We start from the raw sequence: 25811 nt of genomic DNA on the forward strand, positions 1-25811 counted from the left end.
TCGCTTAATTAAACACGATGGCGGTATATCCCGACGATCAATACGATGGTCAGGAGAGTAAAGAGCCCGAAGCCAGCGCCCCAAACTGTTACAACGTCGAACTCGACAAGTATCCAAGCCCCAGCAAGTACGTACGCGCCGACAAACATCGCGAGAACGTAGAGCAAACGCCTCTCGATCACGTTAATCCGCTCTTCGATTGGAACGTCGTCCATATTTGGGAACACTATTGCGAAAACAAATATGCTGGTACTGGAACAATCATTCGCCCGTGGCATCCAGGCGATACAGGACGACTGGGTGAACTACCGCGTCCTTCTCATCCGATGACCCAGTTCCGTTACGACAATGGGAACTTGATTCTGAAGACATACTGTCATACGTGCGAACGTTTCGTGTGGTTGTCCTGAAGCGTTCCACCGAGATCATCAAGTATGTCGTAATCTGGATAAGTCAGAGGTCATATAGCGATTCACCACGCCTCCCGGTTTCCGTGGTCATTCGAAGAAAAGGTCTGTCCCTGGTGGTTCCTCTGCCTCATCCGGGAGCTCATCGAACCATCCGATATCCGCTGGCTGTTTTTCAGCAGGAACATCTATCATAGAAAGACTAGACTGCTGACTGCTGTCTTGGGGCGATGCACTGAAGACAACAAAATGACGAGTTGCCGTTTCTCCCGTCTCTTCAGCCGTCAACTCTATTCGCCAGATTCCTTCGACACTCTCCAACTCGATCTCCAAGCCAGTACTCTCAGCAATCCATTCTTTTACAGCAACACCGTAGGGTTCGTCTGTTCTAACGGCCTTACTGGGAATCTTCCATGCACAATCGTCTTCGACACGCATGAGAAGAACCGATCCATCTGAACGCCTGATACCCGTGGGTGCCAAATCATCCATCTCGGAAACTGTTTCGACAATTTCCTGTTCTACGGTGTCGGTATCTACATGAACTGGAACATCGAGTTCTGTGAATCTATCTGGAGTAGCAATCTGATCTATCGACGTATGAGGGCTTTCAGGGCACATTGTTCTATCAAAACCCGATAAAAGCCGAGACTACATGTGAGGACAAAAAATTTACGTATTTATTTAATATGATTTTTGCACAACAGTATCCGACAATCAAACAATCTCAGGGGTGATGAACTCAGAACATATTCGATATTGCTCTCACAGCTCCGTGAAGACGCGATTGCGCGGATGGAAGCCGGTAACATTGAGATGGTCGCTGACGACGCCGTCAACGTCCGTACAGAAACGTCTGAAACCACCACGGACATTCGCGAAGTCGGGTGCGCGTCTCGGGGCTGTTGGCGCTCCACCAGCGAGTCGTAAGCAGTTGCCTGTGGTATCCGCACTGCCCGGGCAGCTCCGAACGGCCAGCGCCCTGTACAGTCTCCCCCGGCACGACAGCGACAGGGTGTTCACTGTAGACGCCTGAGATGTGATGTCCCAGTTATACTTCGGGGCGTCGAATCATCTGACTGATGGCGACGAGAGTACGCTCGTGGTCGACGGGTACGACGACCTGAGCAGGTTCACATACTCGAACTGCCGGACGGCACCACACAGTCGGTGGGAAAGCAGGTGAACTACCCCTGCCTACTCAGCCGCTGGCGCGGCTTCCTTGAGGCAGGGGCTTCCTGTTTCTACGACGCGACTTGCAGACACAGACTCTCGCTGAGTCGGGTCCACAGCGGTCGCAGTCTCCACAGGCGTTGACGAGAGCGGGGCTCTCGTTCGCACACCAGAATCGCCGTGCGATTCTGAGGACGTTGCTTTGGAGTGAACCACTCCTGGTTTCGACAAGCCACGCGATTTCACGTTCAAAGCGGCGTTCCAATCCCTATCAAGTTCGAACCCACAGGACGGACACGAGTGCTCACGCACCCACAACGGCTTCTCTGTTTCTACTCCGCATGACGCGCACTCCTTCGTCGTTCCTCGTGGATTGACCTCGACGGAGTGCGTGCCGTGCTTGTCACAGTGGTGTTCGAGAATCGCTCTGAAATCACTCCAACCTACTTCAGCCTTGTTCCGAGCGTTTCCATCGGCTTCGAGCATCAATTTCACATTGAGGTTTTCGACAAACACGGCGTCGTACTCTGTCGCATAGAAGTGCGCGAGTTTGTGCTTGTAATCGCGCTTCTTGTTCGATATACGAGCGTGAACCTCTGCGACGCGGCGGCGCTGCTTCTCCCAGTTGGTCGACTCGTACTGTTTGCGAGAGAGCGAGCGCTGCTCGCGTTCGAGTCGCTCGCGCTCATCCGACAAGTCAAGACGGTCGATAGACCGTCCGTCGGAGTCGTGGATGAAGTTGAGTACGCCGAGGTCGAGGCCCACGGTGTCTTCGGAATCGATGTCTTCTTGCGCTGGGTTCTCTGGTTCGTCCGTGCTGATGCAGAACGAGGCGTACCACGCTCCCGTTGGCTCTTTCTTCACTGTGACTTCCTTGATCGCGTCATGCTCTGGAAGGTCACGATGTAGTCGGATTGGAACCTCTAGAGTTTGACCGCGGACTTTTTTGAGTCGGAGGATTGTTCGGTCTCGTGGGCCACTCTTTTTGTCGAGTGTGAAGCCCGATTGCCGATACGTGAAACTCCGATACTCACGCGGCGCTTTCCAGTTCAGCGAGCCAACATCGTATCCCTTGGCTTTCAGTTTACCGAGATTCTTAATGTTGGTTCTGAATGCGTTCGACAGCTTTCTGCAACACAGTGGAGTAGACCTGTTGTATGTCGGTCCACCGTTGCTTAAGTTGTGGCAGAGTGTCGCGGACCTGCCAGACGCGCTGTCGAAGCGTGCCTTCGTCTTCTGGTATCGTGTTGAATTCGTGGAGCGAGTGGTTGTACACTTGTCGCACGATGTCACGAGTCCAGTCAAGACTCTCCCGCTGTTCGGTCGAGGGAAATAGTCTGTATTTTGGACTGTACTCCATGCGACGTGTCCCCTGCTAGTGGTTGTGGTTTGTTAAAAATTTTGATTAGAGTGGTTGAGAATCGTGCGGGTGCTGTATCCCCGCCCTACTGTGCTCCTCACTCGCTTCGCTCGTTGCGGTGCTCCTTGAGGACTGGGGCTTAGCGCCCTATTCTTCAGCTAAGCCGTCCACGACGAGGTCCGCCACCGCCCGGGAGAGGTAGCTACCGACATGACCGGTCTTCGTGGCGGACTCGGAGATGGTGTCGACGCGTTCGACGGTGGTGAGGACATCGAGAACTTCCGCAAACTGTCAGGGAGGTCCACATCAGCAGGCTTATTTTATTTGTTCGTCGAACTGTATTGTGATACGTAGTTCAATATGACGAGCGAACTGATTCCACTGGTGGCAGCGATTATCGCCATCGGGGTTATTGCGCAGTTGCTTGCCGATCGCTTCGAGGTGCCCAGCATCGTGTTTCTGCTGGTCGCGGGGGTTATACTGGGTCCGGAGGGTCTCGGATTCATCACGCCGAACACCTTCTGAATCGCTCCCGGCTATCGTCGGTCTCTCGGTTGCCATTATCGTTTTCGAGGGGGCGTTCCACCTCCGAATAGAGAATCTCCGCCAGGCGACGACGGAGAGCCTCCGCCTCGTCTCGATCGGGGCAGCCATCTCCTTGCTGGGAACGGCACTTGTCGTTCGGTTCGCCCTCGGTGCCGACTGGCTGTGTCCTTTCTCATCGGCTCACTGTTGGTCGCGACCGGTCCGACCGTCATCACACCGATCATGCAGGTCGTTCCTGTCCGTGATCGGGTGGCGACGGCGCTGGAGACGGAAGGCATCGTCAACGACGTGACGGCGGCCATTCTCGCCGTCGTAGTGTTCAAGATTATGCAACTTGAGGAGCCGACGGTGAGTGCGTTCCTCCAACTGTTCATCGAGCGGATCGGGACCGGCGTCGGTGTGGGCGTTATCGTGGCCGTCATTATCTGGGTCGTTCTCCGATACATCGATCTCTCGCCGGGCGATGCACCACGAAACGCTCGTCTGGTCGTTCTTGCCGGCGCTCTTGTTGCGTTCGGGGCCGCCGATACCGTCGCCAGTGAGGCCGGAGTCGCTGCCGTCGCGACGGCCGGGATCATCCTCGGCAACACGGAGATCCCGTACGAGGAGGAGATAGCCGATTTCAAGGGCGACATCACACTTATCGTACTCTCGTTCGTCTTTATCGCGCTGGCGGCGTTACTCGAGTTTAGCGATCTGCTCTCGCTTGGTGTCGGTGGACTCATCGTCGCCGCCGCTGTTATCTTGCTCATCCGGCCGCTGGACGTGCTCATTTCGACGCATGGGGGCGGATTCAGCACCTCCGAGCGGTTGTTCGTCAGTTTCGTCGGACCGCGTGGTATTATTCCAGCATCAGTCGCGACGCTGTTTGCGGTCGAACTGCAGGCGGCCGGCCAGACCGAGGCCGCAACTCTGCTCGTTGGCACCGTCTTCCTTGTCATCTTTTCTACTGTTGTCATAGAGGGCGGATTCGCTCGTCAGATCGCGGAATACCTTGACGTGATACCAATGCGTGTACTCATCATCGGCAGCGGGCGGGTCGGCCGCGAAGTTGCCACTCGACTGGAGGACAGGGGAGAGAACGTCGTCTTGATCGAAAACGACGAAGCAGCCGTCCAGCGGGCACGTAGTGAGGGGCTTACGGTGCGCATTGGTGACGGAACCAATGTTGAAGCGCTCCGTTCGGCCGGTATCGAGAACGCCAAGACCATTATCGCCGCAACCGGCGACGACAAGGTGAATCTATTCATCGGTCAGCAAGCGACCACGAACTTCGACGTCGATCGGGTGGTCTGTCGGGCGAACGACCCGGACAATCTCGAAGCTTTCGAGGATCTCGGCGTCGAGACGATCTCGTCGACGCACGCGACGGCGCAGGCTATCGACGATTCGATCGAGCGTCCTGCAATGGCCCGGTGGGTCGATATGCTCGGCGAGGAAGGCGACGTCCAGGAGGTAACGCTCCAAAACGAGGAGTTCGTCGGCCAACCGCTCAACGAGGTTGGGCCCGAACTGCCGGGGCGCTGTCTCATCACCCTGATCACGCACGGCGAAGATACGTTCGTTCCGGAGGCGACTTACACCCTCCAGCCGGACGACCATCTTACGCTCGTCGGTGAACGCGATGCCGTCCAGTCGGCAGTGTCGCTGGTCCGCGGAGAGCGAGCAGGCGTCCCCTGACTTGCCAGTTCAGGAGGTAGGTCGATCGATTCTACAGCAGCTATTTCGACAGGTTTTGGATACAAGGTTTCAGAGACCACTTCTCAAGGTGTTTGAATTCAGGCCTTTGGGGAATAATCACCTAGTCAGTACGTTTGCGTATCAAACGATGGTGGTATATTGAGATTGGACTCACTGAGATAGTTCCCTGCAAATCCCATCTCTGGATTCTCCATGTGAATTTGTAGCAAGGATTCAAAAGGTTCGCTCACGAACGGGACGACATGGTCGACAATCAATTGGACAACCTCGACCGTCGTATCCTCCACATGTTACAGCTCGATGCTCGTGGTGCCAGTGACACAGATATTGCTGAGAAAACCGACGTAACCGGGACGACTATCAACAATCGCATCAACGAACTTGAGGAGCAAGGAGTCATTGTCGGATATAATCCGGAAATCAATTATGAGGAGGCAGGCTACCCGATGAACGTCCTGTTTATCTGTTCGACTGATCTTTCCCGACGGTCGGAGATGGCCGAGAGAGCACTCGACGTGCGGGGGTCGTCAATGTCAGGGAGATGTTGTCCGGTGAACAAAACCTTCACATCGAAGTCGTAGCCGAAGCAACTTCGGACATCAAGCAAAGCACCAAACAGTTAGATGAACTCGGTCTACGCGTTATTAGTAGTAACATCTTGGCGGAGGAGCATATCCAGCCCTGGAACCACTTCCACCAGGAGATGACGGGCGAGCGCGATAGGCTCTCGGAAAGCGAATCTACAGAGTAATAGCGTGTGCCAGTAGGAGTCCATTAGTTGGACTACTGAAGCTATCCCGTACCGCTTGACTGCCACTCCGCATTTTGCTTGAATAAGTCAATCGCTTACCCCGATCCGTTTAGAAATATCAATAGTGTAAAATTACAGTTAACGAGACATTATACCGCTTCGGACGTACCAATAGATGATGGCAGCACTGAATACATCACGACTGAACGAGACCTTCGATATAATGACACATCCGCACCGGCGATACGTGTTGTATCATCTGCGAACCCAGGCCGGGGAAGTTAGCATCGAGGCGCTTGCAGCCGCAATCGCCAATTGGGACGAGGCACACTCAGGGAAGGAAAAGCCTCTCAGTACCGACGATATCAAAACAATGCTGCATCACAACCACATCCCGAAGCTTGCGGACGCCGGCTTGATCACTGTTGGGCCTGCCATGGATTCCATTGGCCTCGCAGGAACGGACGGACTTGACCGTTTTCTCGTCGACGCGGCCCCTATTGACGGACCCGACCAGGTCACCGCTGACGACTGACCGACAGTACCTGGATTGAGTACAATCCATTATGCTCTAGCTATTGTCCATACTGACCGATCCTGATTGGTCGAAGACAGGTCTGTGAACTATTGAATGACACCCTTATCCCAAAACGAACTGCCCAATCACTGCTAGCTACTGCCGGGACCAATGGTAACACAGCCATGCAGGCCCAATTATACTTATGACTCTGTCCGCCGATTACCGCGCAGGGTTCCGCACACAGACCGAGGAAGTGGTGAACGCCCAGCTACCCGTCGAAGGATCGTTCCCGGACTGGCTCCGGGGCGACCTCATCGGGAACGGCCCCGGCCAGTTTGAGGCCGGTGAGACGCAGTTGCGTCACTGGTTTGATCCGCTGGCGATGCTTCGCCGGTTCCGAATCGACGACGGGGCGGTGACGTACGCGAACCGGTTTATCAGAAGTCGAGATTACGAGTATGCGGCGGGCGGTGGTGGCGTCCGGACCCCGTTCCCCGGCACGCCACCGGACCGTCCTGTTTGGACGCGACTCGCACAGGCCCTCGGCGGGACCTTCCCGGACAATCCGGTCATCGGCATTCAGCAGTTTGGCGAGGACGTTGCGGCGGTGACGGAGTCGCCAACCGCGCTGTTGTTCGACCCCGACACTCTAGAAACGACGGGGCGAACGGACCTCACTGCGGGCCTCGATAGTGATCTCACGCTCGCTCACGTTCATTACGATCATGACGAAGCGGCGTTTTTCAACCTCGGCGTCTCATACGGCCGGGACACGACGTACACGCTGTTCCGCCGGCCAGCCAACGGTGGAGCGCCAACCCCGCTGACGCGACTCCGCTTCGACGAGGCACCGTATATCCACTCGTTCGCGCTGACTGAGCAGTACGCCGTCGTCACGGTGAACGCGTTCGGTCTCGACATCGCGAGACTACTCCGTGGTGCGGTTACGCGAGAGACGTTCCTGGATGCGTTCCAGGCGCTGGACGCACCTACGCGGTTCATCGTTCTCGACCGCCAGACGGGCGAACACGAGACGACAGTTACTGCCCCGCCCGCGTTTGTCTACCACCACGCGAATGCGTACGAGCGTGATGACGAACTCGTGGTCGACCTGGTGGCCTTCGAGGACGAACGGGCAGTCACCGGGCAGCACTGTCGAACCTCCGGAGCGAGGATCCCGACCTGCCGGTGGGCGACCTCTACCGATATCGGCTCCCGCTGTCCGGCGGTGAAGCGGATCGGGAATGCCTCCACCGGGGTCCCGTCGAGTTCCCGATGGTGAACTACCGGCAGGTGAACGGTGAGCGACACCGATACGTCTATCTCGCGGAGACGGATACCGGATCGAGTCTCCCGACGGACCTCACGAAGGTCGACGTCGAGAGCGGGACTGTTCGGCGGTGGCGCGAATCGGGAACTCACCCGGGAGAGCCGGTGTTCGTGTCAGCGCCGGACTCCGCGGCCGAGGACGATGGCGTCCTCCTCTCGATAGTTCTGAATCCGGAGGCCGATCGGTCCGAGTTGGTCTGTCTCGATGCTGAAACGCTCAGAGAGTGTGGTCGTGCTCGCCTTCCTCACCGCCTCCCATACGGGTTCCACGGCCAGTTCTATGGCCCGTCGTCGCCGGGTCAAAGCATGGCCTGACCCGCCCGCCCGGGATCAGCTACCCATCGTCAAATCGGTGGCTTCCGCGCTGGCGCCGCTCTCGAGCGTCTCTTCTCTCTCCCTGCGATTGATGCTGTTCCTGAGTACGAACCAAGGGATTTATGTTTTGGACTGGCCTGTTGTATTTCGGTTATGAACGATATACGTACGGGTCTGAGCTACGGCGACGTATTGCTCGTGCCACAGCGCTCGCAGGTCGACAGTCGGAGCGATGTCGACATCTCGACGCATCTGACGCCCAGTATCGAACTCGATACCCCGCTTGTATCTGCCGCGATGGACACCGTCACCGAGGCTGACCTCGCTATCGCGCTCGGCAAGGCCGGCGGTGTCGGGACGATTCACCGTTTCCTTACCGTCGAAGATCAGGCCGAGGAGGTGGCGGCAGTCGCCGACGCCGGGGTTCCGGCCACGGCTGCGGTGGGTATCGATGAGGACTATCTCGCCCGGACAGCCGCCCTTGTGGACGCTGGTGTCGACGCTGTCGTCGTGGACGTAGCCCACGGCCACATGGAACTGACACTCGACGCAGTCTCGGACCTCCGCGAGGCGTACCCGGACCTCGATATCGTCGCCGGTAATATCGCGACTCCGGCGGGTGTCGAGGACCTCGCGGCAGTCGGAGCCGATTGTGTGAAGGTCGGCATCGGCCCGGGATCACACTGTACGACACGGAAAGTCGCCGGGGCGGGCGTCCCGCAGTTGACTGCTGTCGACGACTGTGCCGATGCGGCGGCGGATCTCGATGTAACGATCTGTGCTGACGGCGGTATCCGGACCTCCGGCGACGCGGTCAAGGCGCTGATGGCTGGGGCGGATACAGTAATGATGGGCAGTCTCTTCGCAGGGACGGCCGAAGCCCCCGGCGATGTGGTGGAGGCCGACGGGATGCGCTACAAGCGCTCACGCGGGATGGCGACGACGGCGGCCGCCGAAGAGCGCTCGGATAAGCCAGCGGACGTAACTACGGACGAAGGCGTCGAAGGGCTGACCCCATACAAAGGAGCCGTTGCAGATGTCGTGGGGGAGTTCTGTGCAGGTATCCGCTCAGGGCTGTCCTACTGTGGTGGCCACGATATCGAAGCGGCTCGCGAGAAAGCAACGTTCATCGGCGTCGCAGCCAGCGCCAAGAAGCGTGAAGGTGCCCACTCCGACAGCGAGTGGGAGACAGTCAGCGTCGATAGCACGACACACGCCGAAGCCAACGCGGACGACTGATTCGATTCGCCCCGAAGTCGAACCACGGTGATTCAGAGCGAAGACAGTGGGGACGTTCACGTCTCCGGATCGAGTCGGAGTATGATGTCGTCTTGCTCCGTCGGCTCAGCCCTTCCGCCCCGATTCGAGGTCAGCAGGTAGATTGCTCCCTCCGGCCCCTGAGCAACGTGGCGGATACGACCGTACTCTTCGACCAGTAGCTCGTGTCGAACCGCGAGATACCGATCATCGTACCAGTCCTCGCCGTAGACGGCAGTCGCGTCGTCCGGTGGCTCGGTTTCCTGGTCCAACAGGGTGAGGACGTGCAACTGCCTCGACCGGAGGCCACCGAACAGAAACCGGTTCCGGAGGTATGGGAGGGCATCGTCACCGTACCAGGACCCTCCTGAGGGTGCCCAGGTTACCTCGGTTCCGGAGGATGCGATCGGCGGCGCGAACTCCGGGGTCTCCCCGTAGGCGCCGTACTCGGAATCGTCAGGCCCGCCGCGGGCTGTCGGCCAGCCGTAGTTGTTGCCCGGCGAGAGGAGTTGCACCTCGTCCCGTGCATCGGGTCCGTGCTCGGTTGCGATCGGCGTTCCGTCGGGTAGCCAGTCGAGTCCCTGCATGTTCCGGTGGCCATGGGTGACCACGCGGGGATCGGCGTCCGGCGGCGCTTCGTCACTGCCCCTCGGCTCGCCGTCCTCCGACACTCGCAGGAGTGTCCCGACGGGTGTATCCGGATTCTGGGCCTGATCCGGTTCGTGTGTATCTCCTCGCGTAATCCACAGCAGACCGTCCGGCCCGAAACGGATTCGGCCGCCGTTATGATACCCTTCCCCCGGAAGGCCATCGACGATGATCTCGACGTCATCTTGAGTGGTTGCATCGTACCGGGCGACCCTGTCGACCCGTTCCTCCAGCATGGCAGTATAAAAAACGTAGACGTAGGCCGGCTCCGGATACTCGGGGTGAACGGCGATTCCGAGCGTTCCTCCTTCACTGTCAGTAACTACTCCGGGAAGGTCGATCTGGTCGGTGTCGATCTCGGATTCGTCCGTTGGCGAATCGCCGGAGAGGACCTCTATGGTCGTGTGCCGTATACGTCCCGATCGTTCGGTGAAGAACACGTCACCGGTGGGTGCAAACGCGATATCCCACGGCAGTTCGAGGTTCGAGACTGCGACGACCTCCTCGAAAGACGCTTCGAGTGGGGAGCCCTCCACCTCCATATCTGCGGGGTCGGTTTCGTCTTCGCCAGTCTCGGTCTCGTTGGTCGGTTCGTCTGTTGGTCCGTCTTCCTCCGGCGTGCCATCAGTATCGTTGGTGTCGTTAGTGTCATCTGTGTCGTCGCCGTCGCTGTCGAGACACCCGGCCAGTGTCATACCACTCGCTCCCGCCAGCGTGAGCACTGACCGACGTGTATGATGATCTACCATTGCTATATACTCAGGTCGTTTGACAGCAAGTACTCATGGGGTGTTCACGATGTGGTTCTTCCAGCAACAAACGCTCTGAGAAGTCCACCGCCTATCGAGCTACAACCGGTCAGCAGGTAGTTTTCTCGAATCGATACCTTTTTTGAATCTGTCAGTAGCGTTTGGATGTGAACAACGCCGACCGACGGATCCAGTTCTGGGCACTCTATCTGACACGGTTTGCCGAGGGATTCGGTTTTGTCACTCTCTTGACGTTGTTGCCGACGTACATCAACACGCTCAATCCCGAAGCAACCACTATCCTTGGAATCACCGTTTCTGCTGGTGTTATTATCGGGATGTATACGACCGGATTTACGCTGGCCCAGACCGTGGCGGTAATCCCGCTCGCGTGGGCCGGTGATCGGTTCGATAAGCGGACAATCCTGTTGCTCGTGCTCGGAGTCGGCGCCGGGGTGTACGCGCTGTTCCCGCTCGTCGACTCCTCGGCCTCGTTCATCGGGATCCGCGCCCTCCAGGGTGTTGTGGTCACTGGTACCGGGCTGATGTCGCTCTCGCTGGTCGGGCAGGTAGCCGACGTGGGCACTCGCGCAGACAAGATCGGCAAGGCAAACGCCGCTTCGTTCGCCGCCTCGATCGTCGGGTCGCTGTCAGCCGGGGCCATCTACGACGAGGTCGGTTTCGGTCCGATCTTCACGATTATCACGGTAATGATGATCCTCGCATGGGTCGTGCTCTGGTGGTTTCTCGACGACGATCCCACTCGTGTCAAGGGGTTCCCGTTCTCTGATCTTGCGGTCAACCGCAAGCTCCTCACGATCACGAGCTTTCGGTTCCAGTATGCGTTCGCGGTAACGATGGTCAGGACGTGGGTGCCGATCTACGCGGGAACAGCCGTCGCGGGTGGCGGCCTCGCGGTCGGTGCGACCGCTGTCGCCGTCACCGTCACCGCCGAGAAGGCGACAAATATGGTCGGTCAACTGTTTACCGGGCGACTCTCCGACCGCGTCGGCCGTTCGCTGTTCGTCTTTGCTGGCGGGGGCGCGTACGGAGTGATCGCGATCTGCATCCCCTTCTCACGAGCCATTGGCGACGTCCTCGGTGCAAGCGCTACGGTACCGTTGCTCGGGACGCTCCCACCGGCGTACCTGCCGCTTGTCGCGTTCTCGGGACTGCTCGGCGTCGCAGATTCGTTTCGTGAGCCCGCCAGCATGGCGCTGTTTGCGGATGAGGGCACCGACGAAGGCGGTGTTGCCTCTGGTTTCGGGATCCGCGAACTCGTCTGGCGGCCCGGCTCCGTCGCCGGCCCCCTCATCGCCGGGTGGTTGATGATCGAAGTAAGCATGGGCTCGGTCTTTTATGTCGGTGGAGCCTTCGCCGTGACCGGCGTACTCGCGTTCGGTGGCATTCTGGTGTACGATTACGGAACACGCGCACTCACTGCGTGGTGACCGGTCTCGGGACGTGAGTTCGGCTCACGCTGTTAGACGTGCACTTCTGAAACGATCTCACGACAAGATGTCGTGAGAAGACCTCGTCGAACCAAAGTGCTATACTCGCAACATCGAATGGAATCACGGATAAAAAAGCCGCTAGCAGCGCCCTAACTCAACTGGATCGTATTCCCGTTCTGCATGATATGAAGGTTCTGCCCGACTTCGTAGCCCTGTCCCTTCGCGAGGTCGACGTATCCAGAGACACCCTCGATATCCTGATGAGCGGGGATGATGTGCTCAGGCTGAACGGCGTCTAACATCTCGTAGTGTCCCTCTTTCCGAAGGTGACCGGAGACGTGAACGTCGTCGTAGATTCGTGCCCCTTGCATCTGGAGGAGCTGCTCGGACTGGTACCGCTGCCCCTCGTTTGTCGGCTCCGGGATGACCCCCGCGGAGAAGATGACTTTGTCCCCGTCAGTCAGTTCGTACGGTGTCTCGCCGCGACCCATCCGGGTGAGTATCGCTCTCGGTTCGCCCTGATGACCGGTCACGATCGGGAAGAAGTTCTCTTTGCCCTCGTTCATGATCCGCGTAAGCGCCTGATCGATGCTGCCTCGGTGACCGTGCATCTCCAGCGTATCCGGGAAGGAGACTGCACCGATACGCTCTGCAGCCCCGGAGTATTTTTTCATCGACCGCCCAATGAGGACCGGTTTTCGGCCGATATCCTCGGCGAACTCGACGAGACTCTTGACACGAGCGATGTGGCTTGCGAACGTCGTCGCCACGATCCCGCCGTCGTAGTCTTCCATGCTGTGCATAACGTCTTGAAGCTGCTCTCTCGCGACCGCTTCACTCGGGGTCCGACCCTTCCGATTGGCGTTCGTACAGTCTTCAATGTAACAGAGAACGCCCTCACGACCGATCTCACGGAAGCGCTCCATATCGATCGGGTCGCCGACGACCGGCGTGTGATCGATCCGCTTGTCGAGTCCGTAGACGACTGCCCCCTCGGGTGTGTGAAGTACGGGGTTGATCGCACCGATCACAGAGTGGGTGACGTTGAGGAATTCGAGTTCGCAATCGTCACCGATATCCATCGTTTCGCCCGCATCCATCTCGACGAGATCGTTGTCCACCGCGAATTTGCCTTCGTCGTCGATCTCCTCACGGACCAGTTCGAGGGTATAGGGAGAGGCGACGATCGGTGCGTCGTATCTATGTGCGAGCTTTCCGATTGCTCCGATATGATCGAGATGGCCGTGAGTCGGGACGATGGCCTGGACGTCGCCGTCGAGCTCGGTCATGATGCGGTCGTCCGGAATCGCACCCATATCGATCAAATCGAGTGAGTGCATTCGTTCGGTCTGGACATCGTCGTGAATCAGTACTTTCGAGAGATTGAGTCCCATGTCGAAGATGACGATGTCATCCCCGGCACGGACAGCAGTCATTTGGCGACCGACTTCTTCGTAGCCGCCGATTGTTGCGATTTCTATTTCCATAGGTGGAGTCCGATCAGAGCAGTCCCAGAACTGCGAACAGTCCGCCTGATAAAGGAAAGCTGGTGTGCATCTCGTATCGAGAGCCGATATCGAGAGTACACAACCCGCTCGGGGAATACGCGCGTTTCGGTTATCTAAACCACGATGCTCACGACATAAGTACCCGCGTATTTGAGCGGCAAGAGACTTTCTGGAGTAGTTCAGAGAATGATAGCTATGTTGAGACCCCTCTTAACTGACACAAACCGCGTACTGAATCCAGAGAATAGATACAGTATGACGGCTTCGCTTATTCCAGCCTGGAATCAGTGAACTATCTGTTCAGTAGAGATCATCTGTTGATCACTGAGTCTCGTTACGAATAAGTAACATAACCTTTAATATATGCCTATGGATGAAACTCTTTATCAAAGCGTCATTGGGTTGTATATTGTGTGGCTCCTGTTGGTCGTCTTGATGATTGCAGGGCGATATACCTCGTTCCCACTGTTCGATGAAGTTCACTCAGGTGTCGTGTTTGGTGCCGCTGTTCTGGCTGTGCTGGGAGTTACGCGACTGATCCAGACCGGGTATCAACGAATCGTAGAATGATCTATATTCAGCACTGTCCGATGGGTGGCATCAACCTATCTCCTGCTGAGAAGTTCAATACTGCGAGGATGATCGACTTCTTCCGAATCATCTGCTCAATGCCCTTCACGATTGATCCCTGACGCACCGTTCCCGCCGAACGGCATCTCTCCGAGTCCGGCACCAACAAAAAGAATATTGTATTAGATCGCTTTGGAGCGCTCGATTGGATTCGAGCGATCCAGATCAGCTACGGGGGACTGTCACTCTCTCCAGGCACACCGCGCCCCTGGTAGAAGTCACCGCCCCACTGGCTGATCCAGATGTCCTGATTCGCCAGATACATCGCCGCCTCGGCATCGAACGTGTCGTCGACGACACTCCAGTCATCGCTCGTCGTGTCGTATTCGACAGCGCTGTTGTAGACCGTGGCCTGCCCGAACTCGCCGCCAGCCATCGGCGGCAGCGGCAGTGTAAACTCCGCGTTTTCGTCGCGCGATGGCGGTCGTTCTGCACGCTGCAGTTGACCACGGTTGACCGTCTGGTTGAAGAACTCCGCGTACTGGGCCTGAACCTCGGACCGGCCCAACACGGCGTCGGCGGCGTTGAGTCCTCCCGTGATATCGCCCGCGTCACGGGCGGTGATCCGATAGGTGGTGTCCTCGGCACCGGATGCGAAGGTTCCTGCATCCTCGTCGAACAGTTCATCCGTCAGGTAGCCCAGCACGTCACCAGCCGTATCCGTGTAATCGACACCGTCGATCTGTGAGGCCCAGAGGAGTCCCTGCCCGACGACTCCCTGTGTCGCAGCCTGGTTTTCGGTTCCGCTGGCGACCCGCCCGTTACCGTCGAGATTCGTCTCGATCCGTCCAGCGAGACCATCTGCGTACTCTATGGCACTGTTCTGGAGAGGATCCTGGTTCGTCTGCGTGCCGAACCAGCCGATTGCACCGAGCAACTCACCCACCAGTCGGGTATCGTCGAGTTCGGCGGGGTCGATGGCGTTCATCGTCGTCTGCCCCATCCCGTTGGTCAGCATCTGGATGTTCTCGGCGGGAATCAGCGGTTCTGGGTTCTCGTAGCCAAACCACCCACCCTGGGCGAAGCTATTGAGATTCGAGAGGAACCACAGCATCGCCGAGTGATGTCGGGGACGTGGCGTCTCGTCGACGAGGCCTTCGCCGGGGCTGAACGCCGATCCGAGCAGCAGGTTCTCCTCGTTCAATCGGAAGTTGCCACCACCCTCCTCGGTGACGAGTCCGAACACCGTCCCGACCTGTGCCATCGTCGAGAGCAGCATCGAGCGAAACAGCGGTGCGAGATCCGGCGGGAGAATCTCTGCATGCTTCTGGAAGTTTTTCGCCCAGGTGATACCCTTGAGGTGGGTCCACCCGAGAGAGGACGGACTGACAGTCATCGATGACGCCGACTGATCCCAGGTTAACGTCGAGGCGTCCGGTCGCCCGTCGCCAGCGTCTAACGCCGGTTGCTCGGTGAAACTCGGAGCACCCGAGGTGAACGGAGCCATATTCAGATTGGGTTCGATGACCGGTGGTTCGTCGGCGTCGGCAGCCTGGATGATCTGTGGCAACCGCTGCTGGAACTGTTCCTCTTGTTGCTGGTTCGCGGGGAAGGTGATCCCGTTACCGGAGAGCGTAATGACTGTACTCATGTTGTACAGCGAGTACCAGTACGAGTCCCACGTGGCGTCGATCCAGTCGTAGCCGGCTTCAGACTGTTCGATCTCGACTCCCGCGAGTTCGAGCAGATCTGTCAGCCCGGTCGCTTCCGCACCGTCGACCTCCTCCAGTGGACTCGTTCCGGGACCCGCTGCTACCTCCTCGACGATGACGAGGCCCACCATTCCAAGCCCTCTGTGCGGTTGACAGTAGTAGTTGTACACCCCGGGTGTCTCAAAGGTGTGTTCAGAAGCTATCTCCCTCGACCATGATCCCCGAATCGAACGGGCTGGCGTCCTGCGGGATCCGCAATGGCCCGTCAGTATCCGGGTGATACGACGTTGCCGAGTGGCTTCCGCTGGCGCTGTCCCACGTCACTGTGGCTCCCGTTTCGACCCAGACAACCGCCGGCGAGAACACGTTCTGGCCGGCACCCTGATCCGAATCGAGTATCAGTGCTTCGACTGTCGGCGTCGATTGGAGGTCGTCCGGTCCACCGAGGACATCGGCCCCTGGAACTTGCCCGTCCTCACCGGTCTCTTCCGTTCCGTTCTCCTCCTCTTCCGCTGTTCCGTTCTCCTCTTCGTCGTCCGTATCGGTCCCGTCACTGGGTTCATCTGTTGGTTCGTCCTCACTGGCTCCGCACCCTGCCAGTGCGACCATTGTTCCTGCGCCAAGGGTTTTCAGAATCGTTCGTCGATGCGAGTTACGGGTTGGATCCATTCTTCTACACGGCACGATTCGATACGTCAGGATATGAGTCCGTGTCAGATGTGCACATCTACCGTCTTGCCCCGAAGGTTTTATATACTTGTTTAAAAACATCCGATTCTCGGACGCTCGTCTGCCTCTGGTCTTACAAGCGAAAGCCCACGGCTTTAGCCGTGGATGAAGCCGTCACCTGATGTGGCTTGAGAGAGAGAAAATACGCGATATCTGTTCTCAGTGCGCGAGAATACGGACGGGTGGGGATCCCACTCGAGATTAGCCCTCTCCACGATGGCCAACGCCGGGATGGCCTGGAGTTCGGTGCCTCTCCCGCCGCCCGCATGTACTCGTCGAGTTTCATAGCCATCGCTGCCGCGAACGCGTCGTCGTTGATATCGGTCTCCCGTTCGATTAGTTCCATGGACTCGTCGAGATGCTTGCGAAGCGCATCAAACAGGGCCGAATCTGCCTCGGGGTCGTGGAAATCCTCCCCTTCGACGTCGAGCATTGAAACGCCTTCTAACGGGAGGAACAGCGCGGTCGGGCCCCTCGCAGTGTTGAGTTTCTCGGCGATGATCTCCCCGAGTTCTGCTGTCTCCTCGGGCGTGGTCCGCATCAGCGTCACCTGGGGGTTGTGAATGTGGAACTCTCGTCCCTCGAACTCCTCGGGGACGGAGTCACGGGGGCCGAAATTGACCATATCCAGCGCACCTGTGGAGACCACCTGAGGCGTGCCTGTCTCGGCAGCAGCGTCGAGTCGCTCGGGACCGGCAGCGAGGACCCCGCCGACCAGTTCGTCGGCCCACTCTGTCGTCGTCACATCCAGCACGCCGTCGATGACCCCCTGTCGGATCAGGTCTTCCATCGCACGACCGCCCGTTCCCGTGGCGTGGAAGACGATGGTCTCGTAGCCGCGTTCTTCGAGATACTCGCGGGCGGTCTGCACGCAGGGCGTCGTAACGCCGAACATCGTGACCCCGATGGTGGGTTTTTCCTCTATCTCGACGCCAGAATCGTTGGTAACCATCCCGACCATCGCGAGCGCGGCGTTGGCGATGACTTTGCGTGACAGTTGGTTGAGCCCCTCGATATCGGCGACCGAATACAGCATCATCACGTCTTTCGCGCCGACGTAGGGCTCCGTATCTCCCGAGGCCATCGTCGAGACCATCACCTTGGGAACCCCGACAGGCAGCGCACGCATCGCCGTGGTTGCAATCGAGGTGTTGCCCGAACCGCCGAGTCCGAGCACCCCGTTCACGGTACCGTCGTCGTGCATTCGCGTAACGAGGGTGGCGGCACCCTCTCCCATCGTTTCCATCGCTTCCCCGCGGTCGGCATCCTCGCGGAGCTGATTGAGGGTGCTGTCGGCGGCCTCGGCGACCTCATTCGCGCCCGTGTCGGGCTCGAACTCCGGTTCGCCCATCACGCCAACGTCGACGACGTGAGTGTCGACTCCCTGTGCCTGGAGGACATCGCGTGCGAAGCCGATCTCCTCGCCTTTGGTGTCGAGGGTTCCGACGATGACGACGCTCATTCCTCTCCCTCCACGTTCTCGGGGGTCGGTAACTCACCTGGCGGAACGATCTCACACCCGGGAAGCTCTCGAAGGACGTCCTCCGGCCCGGGTGGCGCGTACACTGCAAGCAGGAGCAACGGCTCCCAGCCGGTGTTGACTGTTCCGTGTTCGACTCCCTCCGGGACGAACACCATATCGCCAGCCTCGATCTCTCGAGTCTGCTCGGCGACTTCTTGTTCGCCTTCGCCACGGATCACGAAGAGGATCTCATCGCTGTCGGGATGCGTGTGGCGCTCGTGGCCTTTCCCTGGTTCCAGCTTGACGACGCCCGCGCTGAAGCGCTCGCCACCGGTCACCTCGGGCGTACTCATCCACTTCAGGACGCCCCAGTCGAATAGCTGGCTCTCGACGTCGTCCGGGGTGATAAAGTACTCTTCGTCGGCCATCAGAAATCCATCTCCTTGAACTCGCGGGCCTGGTCCTCGATAGCCTCCTCTGTTGGGAGGCGCTCGATGCTGGACGCGCCGAAGAACCCGACCACGCCCTCGGTGTGCTCCAGCACGTACTGTGCGTCGTCAGGCCAGGCGATGGGACCGCCGTGGCAGATGACGAGGACGTCCTCGTTTACCGCTTTCGCGGCATCGTGGTGGCTCTGGACCCGTTCGGCTGCAGTTTCGAGGTCGAGTGCGGTTTCGGCACCGATATCGCCGGAGGTGGTCAAGCCCATGTGCGAGACGATTACGTCGGCCCCTGCCTCGGCCATCTCCCGGGCCTGTTCCTCGGAGAACACGTACGGACAGGTCAGCATGTCCTGGTCGGCCGCCTCCCGGATCATATCGACCTCTTTGTCGTAGCCCATCCCCGTCTCTTCGAGGTTCTGTCTGAAACCGCTGTCCTCGTCGATTAGTCCGACCGTCGGGAAGTTCTGGACGCCGGAGAACCCTCGTCGCTTGAGATCCTCGATAAACACGTCCATCTCCCGGAAAGGATCGGTCCCGTTGACTCCTGCCAGCACTGGCGTATCCTCGACGACCGGAATTACCTCGTGCCCCATTTCGACGACGATCTCGTTGGCATCGCCGTACGGGAGCAGGCCGGCTAGCGATCCGCGGCCGTTCATCCGGTAGCGCCCGGAGTTGTAAATGATCAACAGGTCGACGCCACCACGCTCGGCGAACTTCGCCGAAATACCGGTGCCTGCACCCGCACCGATGACTGGCTCGCCGCTCGATACCGCTTCACGAAGTCTATCTAAGGACTCCTGGCGTGTGAACTTCATGGCTCATGCATACTGTTCGATAAATCATTACATAGTACTGTGTATAACCAGAGGACATACAATCTGTGACCACGGGGTCGCCGATGAGGTCAAAAGTCTAGAGTCAAATACCTGCGATATGGATTCGTCCGTCTGGGTAGTGAGACATGGCCAACGGCGGGATACCGTCGACCCCGAGTTCAGAATCGTACGCCGACCGGATCCACGACCCCGATCTGACGGAGTTCGGTCGCTGGCAGGCATGGCGGGTCGGCCGCCGGTTCGCTGAGAACGGTGTCGCATTCGACGCCGTCTACGCCTCTCCGTTTCTTCGGGCGGTCCAGACGGCCGACGAGATCTGTCGGGAGATCAATCGGACCGTCCGACTCGAACCCGGACTCGGCGAACACCGCAACCCCGAGTGGTTTGACAGCGACCCCGAAACTGCCTCTTACGACGACCTCGCGGACTGGTTCGATACCGTCCGGCTCGATCATGATCCAGTCGTGATCCCCGAGTTCCCGGAACACCACGAGGAGGCCGAGCGCCGAGCGGGGAGGCCGCCCGGAGACTCGTCGAGACGACGCGAAAGGACGGGTCAGACACCGGAAACGTGCTTCTGGTTGGTCATGGCATGACCGTCGGCGGTGTCGCCAGTGGACTCGTCGGGTCGACTGACCGGGTTGAGGCACCGCTCTGTGGGATTACCCGCATCGACCGGGATGGCGACGGGTGGGAACTCGCCTTTTCGGGCGACACTGATCACCTCTCGGAGTAACGCGAAAATCGGCGGTCGGTGATCCAGCCAACCGTCTCTCACGGGGTGCCCGGCCGGAGGAATGCTGAGCAATGCGTCCTGCTTCCGGCCGGTGAGTCTGCTACGTCTGTCCGCCCGCAATCTGCCGAGTAAGTAGTATACGGGGCTCTGGTCGAATCCTGCGTTTGGCCGAACTGTGGTCTCCGTGACGGGTGTCTATGGCGCTCGTGATATTCTGAAAAACAACGGTGAAGACGGTCGGACGCCGCGATTAAGACCCGGACGGGAGACCTTTTCCATGCGCCGTACGACCCTTCCAGCCTTGTATGGCGGTAGCCGGTTTCTCCCGGCATTGCCCTTCCGGGCTTTTGCTGGACTCACACCAGCGGTTGCCAGCAGCCGGTTTCCCGAGTATTGGTCACCCAACACCCGATAGTTGGTCTTCGCACCAGTCCAGCCGGCTGGACTGGTACTGGCACACTTCGGTTCTCCTTCGAGGCGTTCATCTCGCTGCCCTGTTACGGGCACTTTGATTTTACCTCTAATCTGAGCAAGCCCACCGTGAAGGGCGCACCCACTCAGATCGTCCGGTTTGTCCTCGCCGCGTCCGCACTTGTGTGATACGGTAGCAAGGGTAATGAAAGTTTTCATATGACGGGAAGATGACTATAATGAATCAGTTGGTGGATGGGCGTTACGTCGGTGTTGAGTGCCCTTAAATGCCCCTAGAGAGAAATAGAACGACGAGGGATTGCCTAATATATCACAAATACGTCTTATCGGCAGTAGCCTCACAGCGGTGTCCGTGAATCCACTTAGTGAAGCGATATGTCGCTCGGATCCGAGGCAATATCACCGGTGAGTCTGTATTTAAGCCAGTCTTTACAAAAAGACGATGTCCGCAGCCATTATCGTCTCCGTCTCGTGTTCGCGCAACCACTGCAGGAGTGCCAGACTCGTTCCGAGGAACTGGCCCCTCACACAGACGTCGTACAGGCGGTTGTTGATGTCGGACTCCTGCCTCTCGCCGATGCTATCGCTCGCATGCTCGTCGTACCAGAATGCATCCCGGGCCGGCTTCCCCTCGTCGTCGATGACCCACTCACCATCCACCTGTGCTGTCACCCCGAGACCGTGCTCCCGGCATCGAATCTGAACGGGACACGGACGGACGCTGGTCACTCTCGAAGGCCTTCTCGACGCGCTCGAATCGGTTCGTGTGCAGGACTTGGCAGTTGAGCCTAAAAAGTAGTAGCTGACACGCCGGCGTATTACGATATCTGGAGCGCTCTCGGTCAGTTAAAAGACGGTTACTGTATTTTGTGTTTTACCAGATTGGTCAAATCGGCAAACGAAGCGAATACTGACTGCCGTTGGCCTTGTACTCGTGTCTGCTGGTACTTGCTTGATCAACAATTCTGGCACCTGGTCGAAGAGACATTACAACCATATGTGCGTAAAAATAGCCTATAAGACGAGAAAGGAGTTTGTGCATACGATCCATTCGTGTACCACGTCGAGATGGTACCATTCGGCGTCGAGACGTTGTCTGACCTGCAAGGACTGTGTTGAGCCAGTGACGTCGGTAGTCTGCACGCCGACGTATACCCACCCAACGGGACCTGATCGACCCTGACGAGTTCGCCACGCGGAGCACGCATACCTCTGCAACGCCGCCCAGCCAGCGTGTCTCCGGGAGAGCGCACTCATAGAACCCCTCGAAAACAGTGAGATCTGGCGATCGGGGACGTATGTCTAGCACCGCGAACAGATTGCCGAAGACGACCCACTGCTTGAGCTGGAAAACGTCGTTACGACACCCCCATATCGTTTCGGCCTTACAGGACGTTATCAACCGATATAGTGGACTCAGTTCTGGATATCGAGGCCGACCTCAATGATGAGGTTCCGATGCACGTCAAAAACCCCGAAACGCCCGAACACTTCTGAATTATAAGACAAATATACAATAGAACAGTTTATTGATAATAATATTTATGTTTCTTTCGATGGATTGTGATTTAGCTCCGGTCGTTGTCAGGCTATCAGTTTTCAGTAGCCGTCAAGACGGTCGCAGTGGACCCGTCCAAACATTACAGCACAGTAAACTCTACAATCCAGGTATACCCGTCGACGTCGCGTTTATTCATAACAAAAACTGGGACGTGAGGACTTTCTGGCGCTTCTTGCCAGATGTAACGCTCCTCAGCGGTAGTGACAACTGAATGAAAGTGGCCCTTGAGAGTGCGAGAAGACACGGATGGATCTGATCATGTTGGGGAACCGTCCGTAACTAGTTGATCGTTTAAAATACAGCTTTTGAAATTGATATGATCGAGCTTTTATCGCTCCAATGTGGCGATATAGAACCGAACTCACACGTTATCCGAGAATCAGTATCTCCTGGTTCGTCGACGCTGCTCATCCTGACATACAACACATCGTCGTTGTCTAGTTGGCATCTTCCGCCGACCCGCATCTTCGTCTTGTAGTTCCCCAGCAAAAATCGCCTTAGTCTGTGACTACTCAGCATACTCGGTACCGAATCCTCACAGAGCCACCCTGGTGAGTTCGCTCGTTCCGGTAGCTGCAGAGTGTCTAACGGCCCTTCTCTCGATTCGATCGTAGCACCAGAACCGTCGTGGCGTCATAGTCGACGACAAGATTAGCTGAATACAGGCGCTAAGCCCCCGTCCTCAAAGAGCGACCAACGGGAGCGAGTAGGTCGGGGATACAGCGCCGTCATCATCTCACATACACTGTCCTGTTGCAGTCCCACAGGCCAACGCGAACCACAACATTCAAATGCATAAGTTACGTAAAGTGTGAAGTGGCAAAGCGCAAAACAATTTCCATCCGCGAAGACCAAGAAGAGTGGATTCAGGAAAATCACTTGAATCTCTCCTCGTTCGTCCAAGAGAAACTAGACGAACTGATTGAAGAGAGAAATCAGTAACAATGCACTATACCAACAGGTATCGGCTCCACCCAACAGAAGACCAGCGCGAGACACTGGACTACCACCGCGATACCTGTCGGCAACTATACAACCACGCCCTCAACAAGTTCGAGCAAATCCCTGACTCAGCAGGCACCCTCAACCAACGAGTTCGCCAAGTCCGCGACCAACTCACCGACCTCAAAGACTGGTGGGATGAGTTGACCGACCTGTACTCGACAGTGGCACAAGCCGCTGTTATGCGAATCGAGGCCAGTATCAAAGCACTTTCACAACTCAAACAGGACGGCTACAACGTCGGGAGTCTCAACTGGAAGGCACCGAGCGAGTTTCGGAGTTTCAAATACGTTCAGTCTGGCTTCGAGTTCGACAAGAAGAACGGCCAGACCGTCCTCTCACTCTCGAAACTTGCTGACATTCCAATCAGTTACCACAGAGATATTCCCGATGATGTCACAATCAAAGAGGTCTGTGTTAAGAAAGAACGGACTGGTGAATGGTACGCTTCCTTCGCTGTTGAAGGCAAAAAAGAGCCACCGATCCCAGAGAATCCAGACCGCTGTGTCGGAATTGATGTTGGCATCCTCAAATACGCTCACGACACGGATGGACGCGCTGTCGGCTCACTCGACCTGCAAGATGAACGAGACCGCCTCACGCGTGAACAGCGGTCGCTCTCTCGGAAACAGCACGGGTCGAACAACTGGGAGAAACAACGGCTGAGAGTTGCTGAGTGCCACCAGCGAGTCAGGCGGAAACGCCACGACTTCTTGCACAAACTCTCGAACTATTACGCCACGGAGTACGACTTGGTGGCCGTCGAGGATTTGAACGTGAAGTCAATGCTGGAGTCGGCTGGAAACAGTCGGAATACTGCATCGGCGGCGTGGGATACGTTCACCACAATGCTCGAATACAAGTGCAAACGAGAAGGCACGCATTTTGTTGAGGTGGAGCCAGCGGGCACGACCAAAGAATGCGCGTCGTGCGGCGTCGGGTCAGACAAACCATTGTGGGTGCGCGAACACTCTTGCCCCGCCTGTGGGTTCGAGATGGATAGAGATGCAAACGCTGCGATTAACATTTTGTCTCGCGGTTTCGAGAAGCTAGGACTGGGACAGTCCGAAGACACAACGCCTGTGGAGACTGCGCTCCCTATGTTCACGTCATCGGGTGCTACCGATGTCGTGGATGTAAAGCGCGTCGTAGAAACAGGAAGCCCCACCCTCAAGGAGCGAACGGCGAAAGCCGTGAGCGAGTAGGGTGGGGTAGTTCACATGAAACTGATAAAGGTTTGAGTATCCCGATGTTACGTCCTGCTTGTCGCGACCCAGGTTGCACTTGCCTCAACAGCGTTTTCTGAACGCGAGTTGGGCCACTTCTGGCGGCGAATCGGTGTCGCCGCCTGCGGGGAGAAACTGGAAACTTAGTTTATCCCCAGTCTCGCCGAGTTGCGCTTCGAGAGTTACGATATCACCCTTCTCAGCGGTGACGAACTCACGACGAACGATCATCTCCCCGCCGGCGACTTCAGTATCGAGTGAGGCGTCATATCGGTCTAATTTTGTGTTCACAGAGACTCCTACAGGGCGGTCACCTGTGTTCTCAACGATCAGTGTGCCTCCCGGATACTCAGGATCTTGATTATAACCCGGGAGGATTTCTGCGCACCCGGATACTGAGATCGCACCGAAACAACCTCCGATGCCACGTAGATATCGTCTTCTTATCATACTGTACGTTGAACCGACTTTTTGACGAACTTCATTGTCTGAATTTATTGTTGGTGCTGTTTCTTTTGCTTTGTGGTATGTCCTCCAGCGTCCCTTGCCTGATTCTGGCGATATAGCTATCAGATGTGTGATATTGTTACATGTTGGCGTGCAAGACGTAGGGCGCGAATCTTTCATGAGAGTCCGTTGGCGGGCCAGGCAAGTCACGTTAACTGTCCGTCCCGGGACTGGGAGGATGTGTCCGCAGAGCGTGTCGGGGAGGAGCGACCTATCGCTTACCACTTCATCCGGATTACCTTCTCGTGGAATCGCTACTGGGCTTTATTATCGTGCTTATTCTACTATTCGTATGACACTCGACGTAGCCGTCCCGGAGCCACCCGATCTCTCGAACCGGGGACGACCGCGAGGTTTCGACTGGGAAGAATCGGAAACCCTCGGATCCGAGGAATTCTACCGCGAGGACCTCGAAGACCTCCTCCAAGAAGGCGCGTGGCGTGAGGGGTTCGAGGAGTGGGCGGAGTACACGGACCTCGACGAGGAGAAGGTCCGAGTCGTCGACGACCTTGACCTGTTCCAGGACTTCGACTTCTACCGTGATCCAACGGACGAACACCTCCGCTTCGATGCGCCGACGGTGCCTGAGGACTGGAGCGAGCACGACGTGACCGAATCGCTCGATTCGAGTTCGGTCTCGGCCATCAACGGCGAGTTACATGACCTCGGCCGGTCCGTCCACGAGACGCTCCAGAACTACCTCCAGCGGACCCGCGACACCTCCGACTGGGGTGAGGAAGCCTTTGGCGAGCGCGAAGAGTAGAGCGAGATAACGGAGGAACGCGGACGCTGGTGGGCCGGGCGGTGGATTGGCGGGTGTTGGTGGGGGTCAAGAAGCTCCAGAAGGTGGCTCGATATGACACCCTAAGCTTAG

General features: G+C 57.5%; 22 protein-coding genes and 2 pseudogenes. 12 read left to right on the top strand and 12 right to left on the bottom strand.

The annotated features are described in order from the left end of the window. Positions 1-8 precede the first annotated feature (8 nt). Both ACFQH2_RS17360 and ACFQH2_RS17365 read right to left on the bottom strand, forming a co-directional pair. The gene (locus ACFQH2_RS17360; protein WP_377050327.1) at positions 9-215 is read right to left on the bottom strand and encodes a hypothetical protein; all 207 of its coding nucleotides are present in this window, start codon (positions 213-215) and stop codon (positions 9-11) included. A gap of 282 nt (positions 216-497) precedes the next feature. Then, complete coding sequence (locus tag ACFQH2_RS17365) at positions 498-1028, bottom strand: hypothetical protein (protein WP_377050329.1); 531 nt, start codon at positions 1026-1028, stop codon at positions 498-500. 75 nt (positions 1029-1103) lie between these two features. On the opposite strand from ACFQH2_RS17365, the gene ACFQH2_RS17370 reads away from it, so the two are divergent. Beyond that, positions 1104-1337 carry a heavy metal-binding domain-containing protein gene (locus ACFQH2_RS17370; protein WP_377050331.1) on the top strand — a complete coding sequence of 78 codons (234 nt, stop codon included), beginning with the start codon at positions 1104-1106 and terminating at the stop codon, positions 1335-1337. Positions 1338-1604: 267 nt separating this feature from the next. On the opposite strand, the pseudogene ACFQH2_RS17375 reads toward ACFQH2_RS17370, so the two are convergent. Then, positions 1605-2940 (bottom strand): annotated as a pseudogene (locus tag ACFQH2_RS17375) (RNA-guided endonuclease InsQ/TnpB family protein). Between the two features lie 360 nt (positions 2941-3300). On the opposite strand from ACFQH2_RS17375, the pseudogene ACFQH2_RS17380 reads away from it, so the two are divergent. The 6 genes and pseudogenes from ACFQH2_RS17380 to ACFQH2_RS17405 all read left to right on the top strand — a co-directional run bounded on the left by ACFQH2_RS17380 (position 3301) and on the right by ACFQH2_RS17405 (position 9341). Continuing rightward, positions 3301-5166: pseudogene (locus tag ACFQH2_RS17380) on the top strand (cation:proton antiporter). A 263-nt stretch (positions 5167-5429) separates the two neighbouring features. Further along, on the top strand, positions 5430-5768 hold the full coding sequence (locus tag ACFQH2_RS17385; RefSeq protein WP_377077046.1) for an Lrp/AsnC family transcriptional regulator: 339 nt from the start codon (positions 5430-5432) through the stop codon (positions 5766-5768). A 345-nt stretch (positions 5769-6113) separates the two neighbouring features. After that, positions 6114-6473 (top strand): DUF7344 domain-containing protein, encoded by a 360-nt coding sequence (locus ACFQH2_RS17390; protein ID WP_377050339.1) that lies wholly within the window; start codon positions 6114-6116, stop codon positions 6471-6473. A 187-nt stretch (positions 6474-6660) separates the two neighbouring features. After that, positions 6661-7740: a carotenoid oxygenase family protein gene (locus tag ACFQH2_RS17395; protein ID WP_377077047.1), complete on the top strand. Its 1080-nt coding sequence runs from the start codon at positions 6661-6663 to the stop codon at positions 7738-7740. Beyond that, positions 7647-8102, top strand: coding sequence for a carotenoid oxygenase family protein (locus ACFQH2_RS17400; RefSeq protein WP_377077048.1), 456 nt, complete (start codon positions 7647-7649; stop codon positions 8100-8102). Before ACFQH2_RS17395 ends, ACFQH2_RS17400 begins: the two co-directional genes overlap by 94 nt. 153 nt (positions 8103-8255) lie before the next feature. Next, on the top strand, positions 8256-9341 hold the full coding sequence (locus ACFQH2_RS17405) for a guanosine monophosphate reductase (protein WP_377050343.1): 1086 nt from the start codon (positions 8256-8258) through the stop codon (positions 9339-9341). Between the two features lie 56 nt (positions 9342-9397). On the opposite strand, the gene ACFQH2_RS17410 is transcribed toward ACFQH2_RS17405, so the two are convergent. Further along, entirely contained in the window at positions 9398-10702 is a 1305-nt protein-coding gene (locus tag ACFQH2_RS17410; RefSeq protein WP_377050345.1) for a PQQ-dependent sugar dehydrogenase, read from the bottom strand. Positions 10703-10923: 221 nt separating this feature from the next. Between ACFQH2_RS17410 and ACFQH2_RS17415 the strand changes: the two genes are divergently transcribed. Continuing rightward, positions 10924-12207, top strand: coding sequence for an MFS transporter (locus ACFQH2_RS17415; RefSeq protein WP_377077049.1), 1284 nt, complete (start codon positions 10924-10926; stop codon positions 12205-12207). Positions 12208-12359: 152 nt separating this feature from the next. Here the strand turns inward: ACFQH2_RS17415 and ACFQH2_RS17420 are convergent, their stop codons facing one another. The 6 genes from ACFQH2_RS17420 to ACFQH2_RS17445 all read right to left on the bottom strand — a co-directional run bounded on the left by ACFQH2_RS17420 (position 12360) and on the right by ACFQH2_RS17445 (position 19452). Continuing rightward, positions 12360-13697, bottom strand: a complete 1338-nt coding sequence (locus tag ACFQH2_RS17420; protein WP_377050349.1) for an RNase J family beta-CASP ribonuclease — start codon at positions 13695-13697, stop codon at positions 12360-12362. A gap of 820 nt (positions 13698-14517) precedes the next feature. Then, positions 14518-16131, bottom strand: coding sequence for a plasmid stabilization protein (locus ACFQH2_RS17425; RefSeq protein ID WP_377077119.1), 1614 nt, complete (start codon positions 16129-16131; stop codon positions 14518-14520). A gap of 61 nt (positions 16132-16192) precedes the next feature. Next, complete coding sequence (locus tag ACFQH2_RS17430) at positions 16193-16669, bottom strand: cupredoxin domain-containing protein (RefSeq protein ID WP_377077050.1); 477 nt, start codon at positions 16667-16669, stop codon at positions 16193-16195. Positions 16670-16802: 133 nt separating this feature from the next. Then, complete coding sequence (locus ACFQH2_RS17435) at positions 16803-18191, bottom strand: Tm-1-like ATP-binding domain-containing protein (protein ID WP_377077051.1); 1389 nt, start codon at positions 18189-18191, stop codon at positions 16803-16805. Next, on the bottom strand, positions 18188-18619 hold the full coding sequence (locus ACFQH2_RS17440) for a cupin domain-containing protein (RefSeq protein ID WP_377050355.1): 432 nt from the start codon (positions 18617-18619) through the stop codon (positions 18188-18190). The genes ACFQH2_RS17435 and ACFQH2_RS17440 overlap by 4 nt, the downstream gene beginning before the upstream one ends. After that, positions 18619-19452 carry a phosphoenolpyruvate hydrolase family protein gene (locus ACFQH2_RS17445; RefSeq protein ID WP_377050357.1) on the bottom strand — a complete coding sequence of 278 codons (834 nt, stop codon included), beginning with the start codon at positions 19450-19452 and terminating at the stop codon, positions 18619-18621. Before ACFQH2_RS17445 ends, ACFQH2_RS17440 begins: the two co-directional genes overlap by 1 nt. Before the next feature lie 146 nt (positions 19453-19598). Here ACFQH2_RS17445 and ACFQH2_RS17450 point away from each other — a divergent pair, with 146 nt between their 5' ends. After that, on the top strand, positions 19599-20069 hold the full coding sequence (locus tag ACFQH2_RS17450) for a histidine phosphatase family protein (RefSeq protein WP_377077052.1): 471 nt from the start codon (positions 19599-19601) through the stop codon (positions 20067-20069). Beyond that, complete coding sequence (locus ACFQH2_RS17455; RefSeq protein WP_377077053.1) at positions 20066-20209, top strand: hypothetical protein; 144 nt, start codon at positions 20066-20068, stop codon at positions 20207-20209. Before ACFQH2_RS17450 ends, ACFQH2_RS17455 begins: the two co-directional genes overlap by 4 nt. 861 nt (positions 20210-21070) lie before the next feature. Here ACFQH2_RS17455 and ACFQH2_RS17460 read toward each other — a convergent pair. Continuing rightward, positions 21071-21301 carry a hypothetical protein gene (locus ACFQH2_RS17460; RefSeq protein ID WP_377077054.1) on the bottom strand — a complete coding sequence of 77 codons (231 nt, stop codon included), beginning with the start codon at positions 21299-21301 and terminating at the stop codon, positions 21071-21073. Between the two features lie 1845 nt (positions 21302-23146). On the opposite strand from ACFQH2_RS17460, the gene ACFQH2_RS17465 reads away from it, so the two are divergent. Further along, complete coding sequence (locus tag ACFQH2_RS17465; RefSeq protein WP_377050363.1) at positions 23147-24409, top strand: RNA-guided endonuclease InsQ/TnpB family protein; 1263 nt, start codon at positions 23147-23149, stop codon at positions 24407-24409. 84 nt (positions 24410-24493) lie between these two features. Here ACFQH2_RS17465 and ACFQH2_RS17470 read toward each other — a convergent pair whose 3' ends face one another. Beyond that, complete coding sequence (locus ACFQH2_RS17470; protein WP_377077055.1) at positions 24494-24880, bottom strand: hypothetical protein; 387 nt, start codon at positions 24878-24880, stop codon at positions 24494-24496. Positions 24881-25229: 349 nt separating this feature from the next. On the opposite strand from ACFQH2_RS17470, the gene ACFQH2_RS17475 reads away from it, so the two are divergent. Continuing rightward, entirely contained in the window at positions 25230-25700 is a 471-nt protein-coding gene (locus tag ACFQH2_RS17475) for a hypothetical protein (RefSeq protein WP_377050367.1), read from the top strand. The last annotated feature ends 111 nt before the right edge of the window (positions 25701-25811 follow it).

It is taken from the genome of Natronoarchaeum sp. GCM10025703, assembly GCF_042661985.1.
In the GTDB taxonomy this organism is placed as follows: Archaea; Halobacteriota; Halobacteria; order Halobacteriales; family Natronoarchaeaceae; genus Natranaeroarchaeum.

What these genes read in the sequence shown, in the direction of transcription:
- ACFQH2_RS17360 (WP_377050327.1), bottom strand. Translation starts at nt 215, where the DNA reads ATGGACGACGTTCCAATCGAAGAGCGGATTAACGTGATCGAGAGGCGT.
- ACFQH2_RS17445 (WP_377050357.1), bottom strand. Translation starts at nt 19,452, where the DNA reads ATGAAGTTCACACGCCAGGAGTCCTTAGATAGACTTCGTGAAGCGGTA.
- ACFQH2_RS17390 (WP_377050339.1), top strand. Translation starts at nt 6,114, where the DNA reads ATGATGGCAGCACTGAATACATCACGACTGAACGAGACCTTCGATATA.
- ACFQH2_RS17420 (WP_377050349.1), bottom strand. Translation starts at nt 13,697, where the DNA reads ATGGAAATAGAAATCGCAACAATCGGCGGCTACGAAGAAGTCGGTCGC.
- ACFQH2_RS17405 (WP_377050343.1), top strand. Translation starts at nt 8,256, where the DNA reads ATGAACGATATACGTACGGGTCTGAGCTACGGCGACGTATTGCTCGTG.
- ACFQH2_RS17470 (WP_377077055.1), bottom strand. Translation starts at nt 24,880, where the DNA reads ATGATAAGAAGACGATATCTACGTGGCATCGGAGGTTGTTTCGGTGCG.
- ACFQH2_RS17440 (WP_377050355.1), bottom strand. Translation starts at nt 18,619, where the DNA reads ATGGCCGACGAAGAGTACTTTATCACCCCGGACGACGTCGAGAGCCAG.
- ACFQH2_RS17450 (WP_377077052.1), top strand. Translation starts at nt 19,599, where the DNA reads ATGGCCAACGGCGGGATACCGTCGACCCCGAGTTCAGAATCGTACGCC.
- ACFQH2_RS17395 (WP_377077047.1), top strand. Translation starts at nt 6,661, where the DNA reads ATGACTCTGTCCGCCGATTACCGCGCAGGGTTCCGCACACAGACCGAG.
- ACFQH2_RS17365 (WP_377050329.1), bottom strand. Translation starts at nt 1,028, where the DNA reads ATGTGCCCTGAAAGCCCTCATACGTCGATAGATCAGATTGCTACTCCA.
- ACFQH2_RS17410 (WP_377050345.1), bottom strand. Translation starts at nt 10,702, where the DNA reads ATGACACTGGCCGGGTGTCTCGACAGCGACGGCGACGACACAGATGAC.
- ACFQH2_RS17385 (WP_377077046.1), top strand. Translation starts at nt 5,430, where the DNA reads ATGGTCGACAATCAATTGGACAACCTCGACCGTCGTATCCTCCACATG.
- ACFQH2_RS17430 (WP_377077050.1), bottom strand. Translation starts at nt 16,669, where the DNA reads ATGGATCCAACCCGTAACTCGCATCGACGAACGATTCTGAAAACCCTT.
- ACFQH2_RS17465 (WP_377050363.1), top strand. Translation starts at nt 23,147, where the DNA reads ATGCACTATACCAACAGGTATCGGCTCCACCCAACAGAAGACCAGCGC.
- ACFQH2_RS17425 (WP_377077119.1), bottom strand. Translation starts at nt 16,131, where the DNA reads ATGGTGGGCCTCGTCATCGTCGAGGAGGTAGCAGCGGGTCCCGGAACG.
- ACFQH2_RS17475 (WP_377050367.1), top strand. Translation starts at nt 25,230, where the DNA reads ATGACACTCGACGTAGCCGTCCCGGAGCCACCCGATCTCTCGAACCGG.
- ACFQH2_RS17455 (WP_377077053.1), top strand. Translation starts at nt 20,066, where the DNA reads ATGACCGTCGGCGGTGTCGCCAGTGGACTCGTCGGGTCGACTGACCGG.
- ACFQH2_RS17435 (WP_377077051.1), bottom strand. Translation starts at nt 18,191, where the DNA reads ATGAGCGTCGTCATCGTCGGAACCCTCGACACCAAAGGCGAGGAGATC.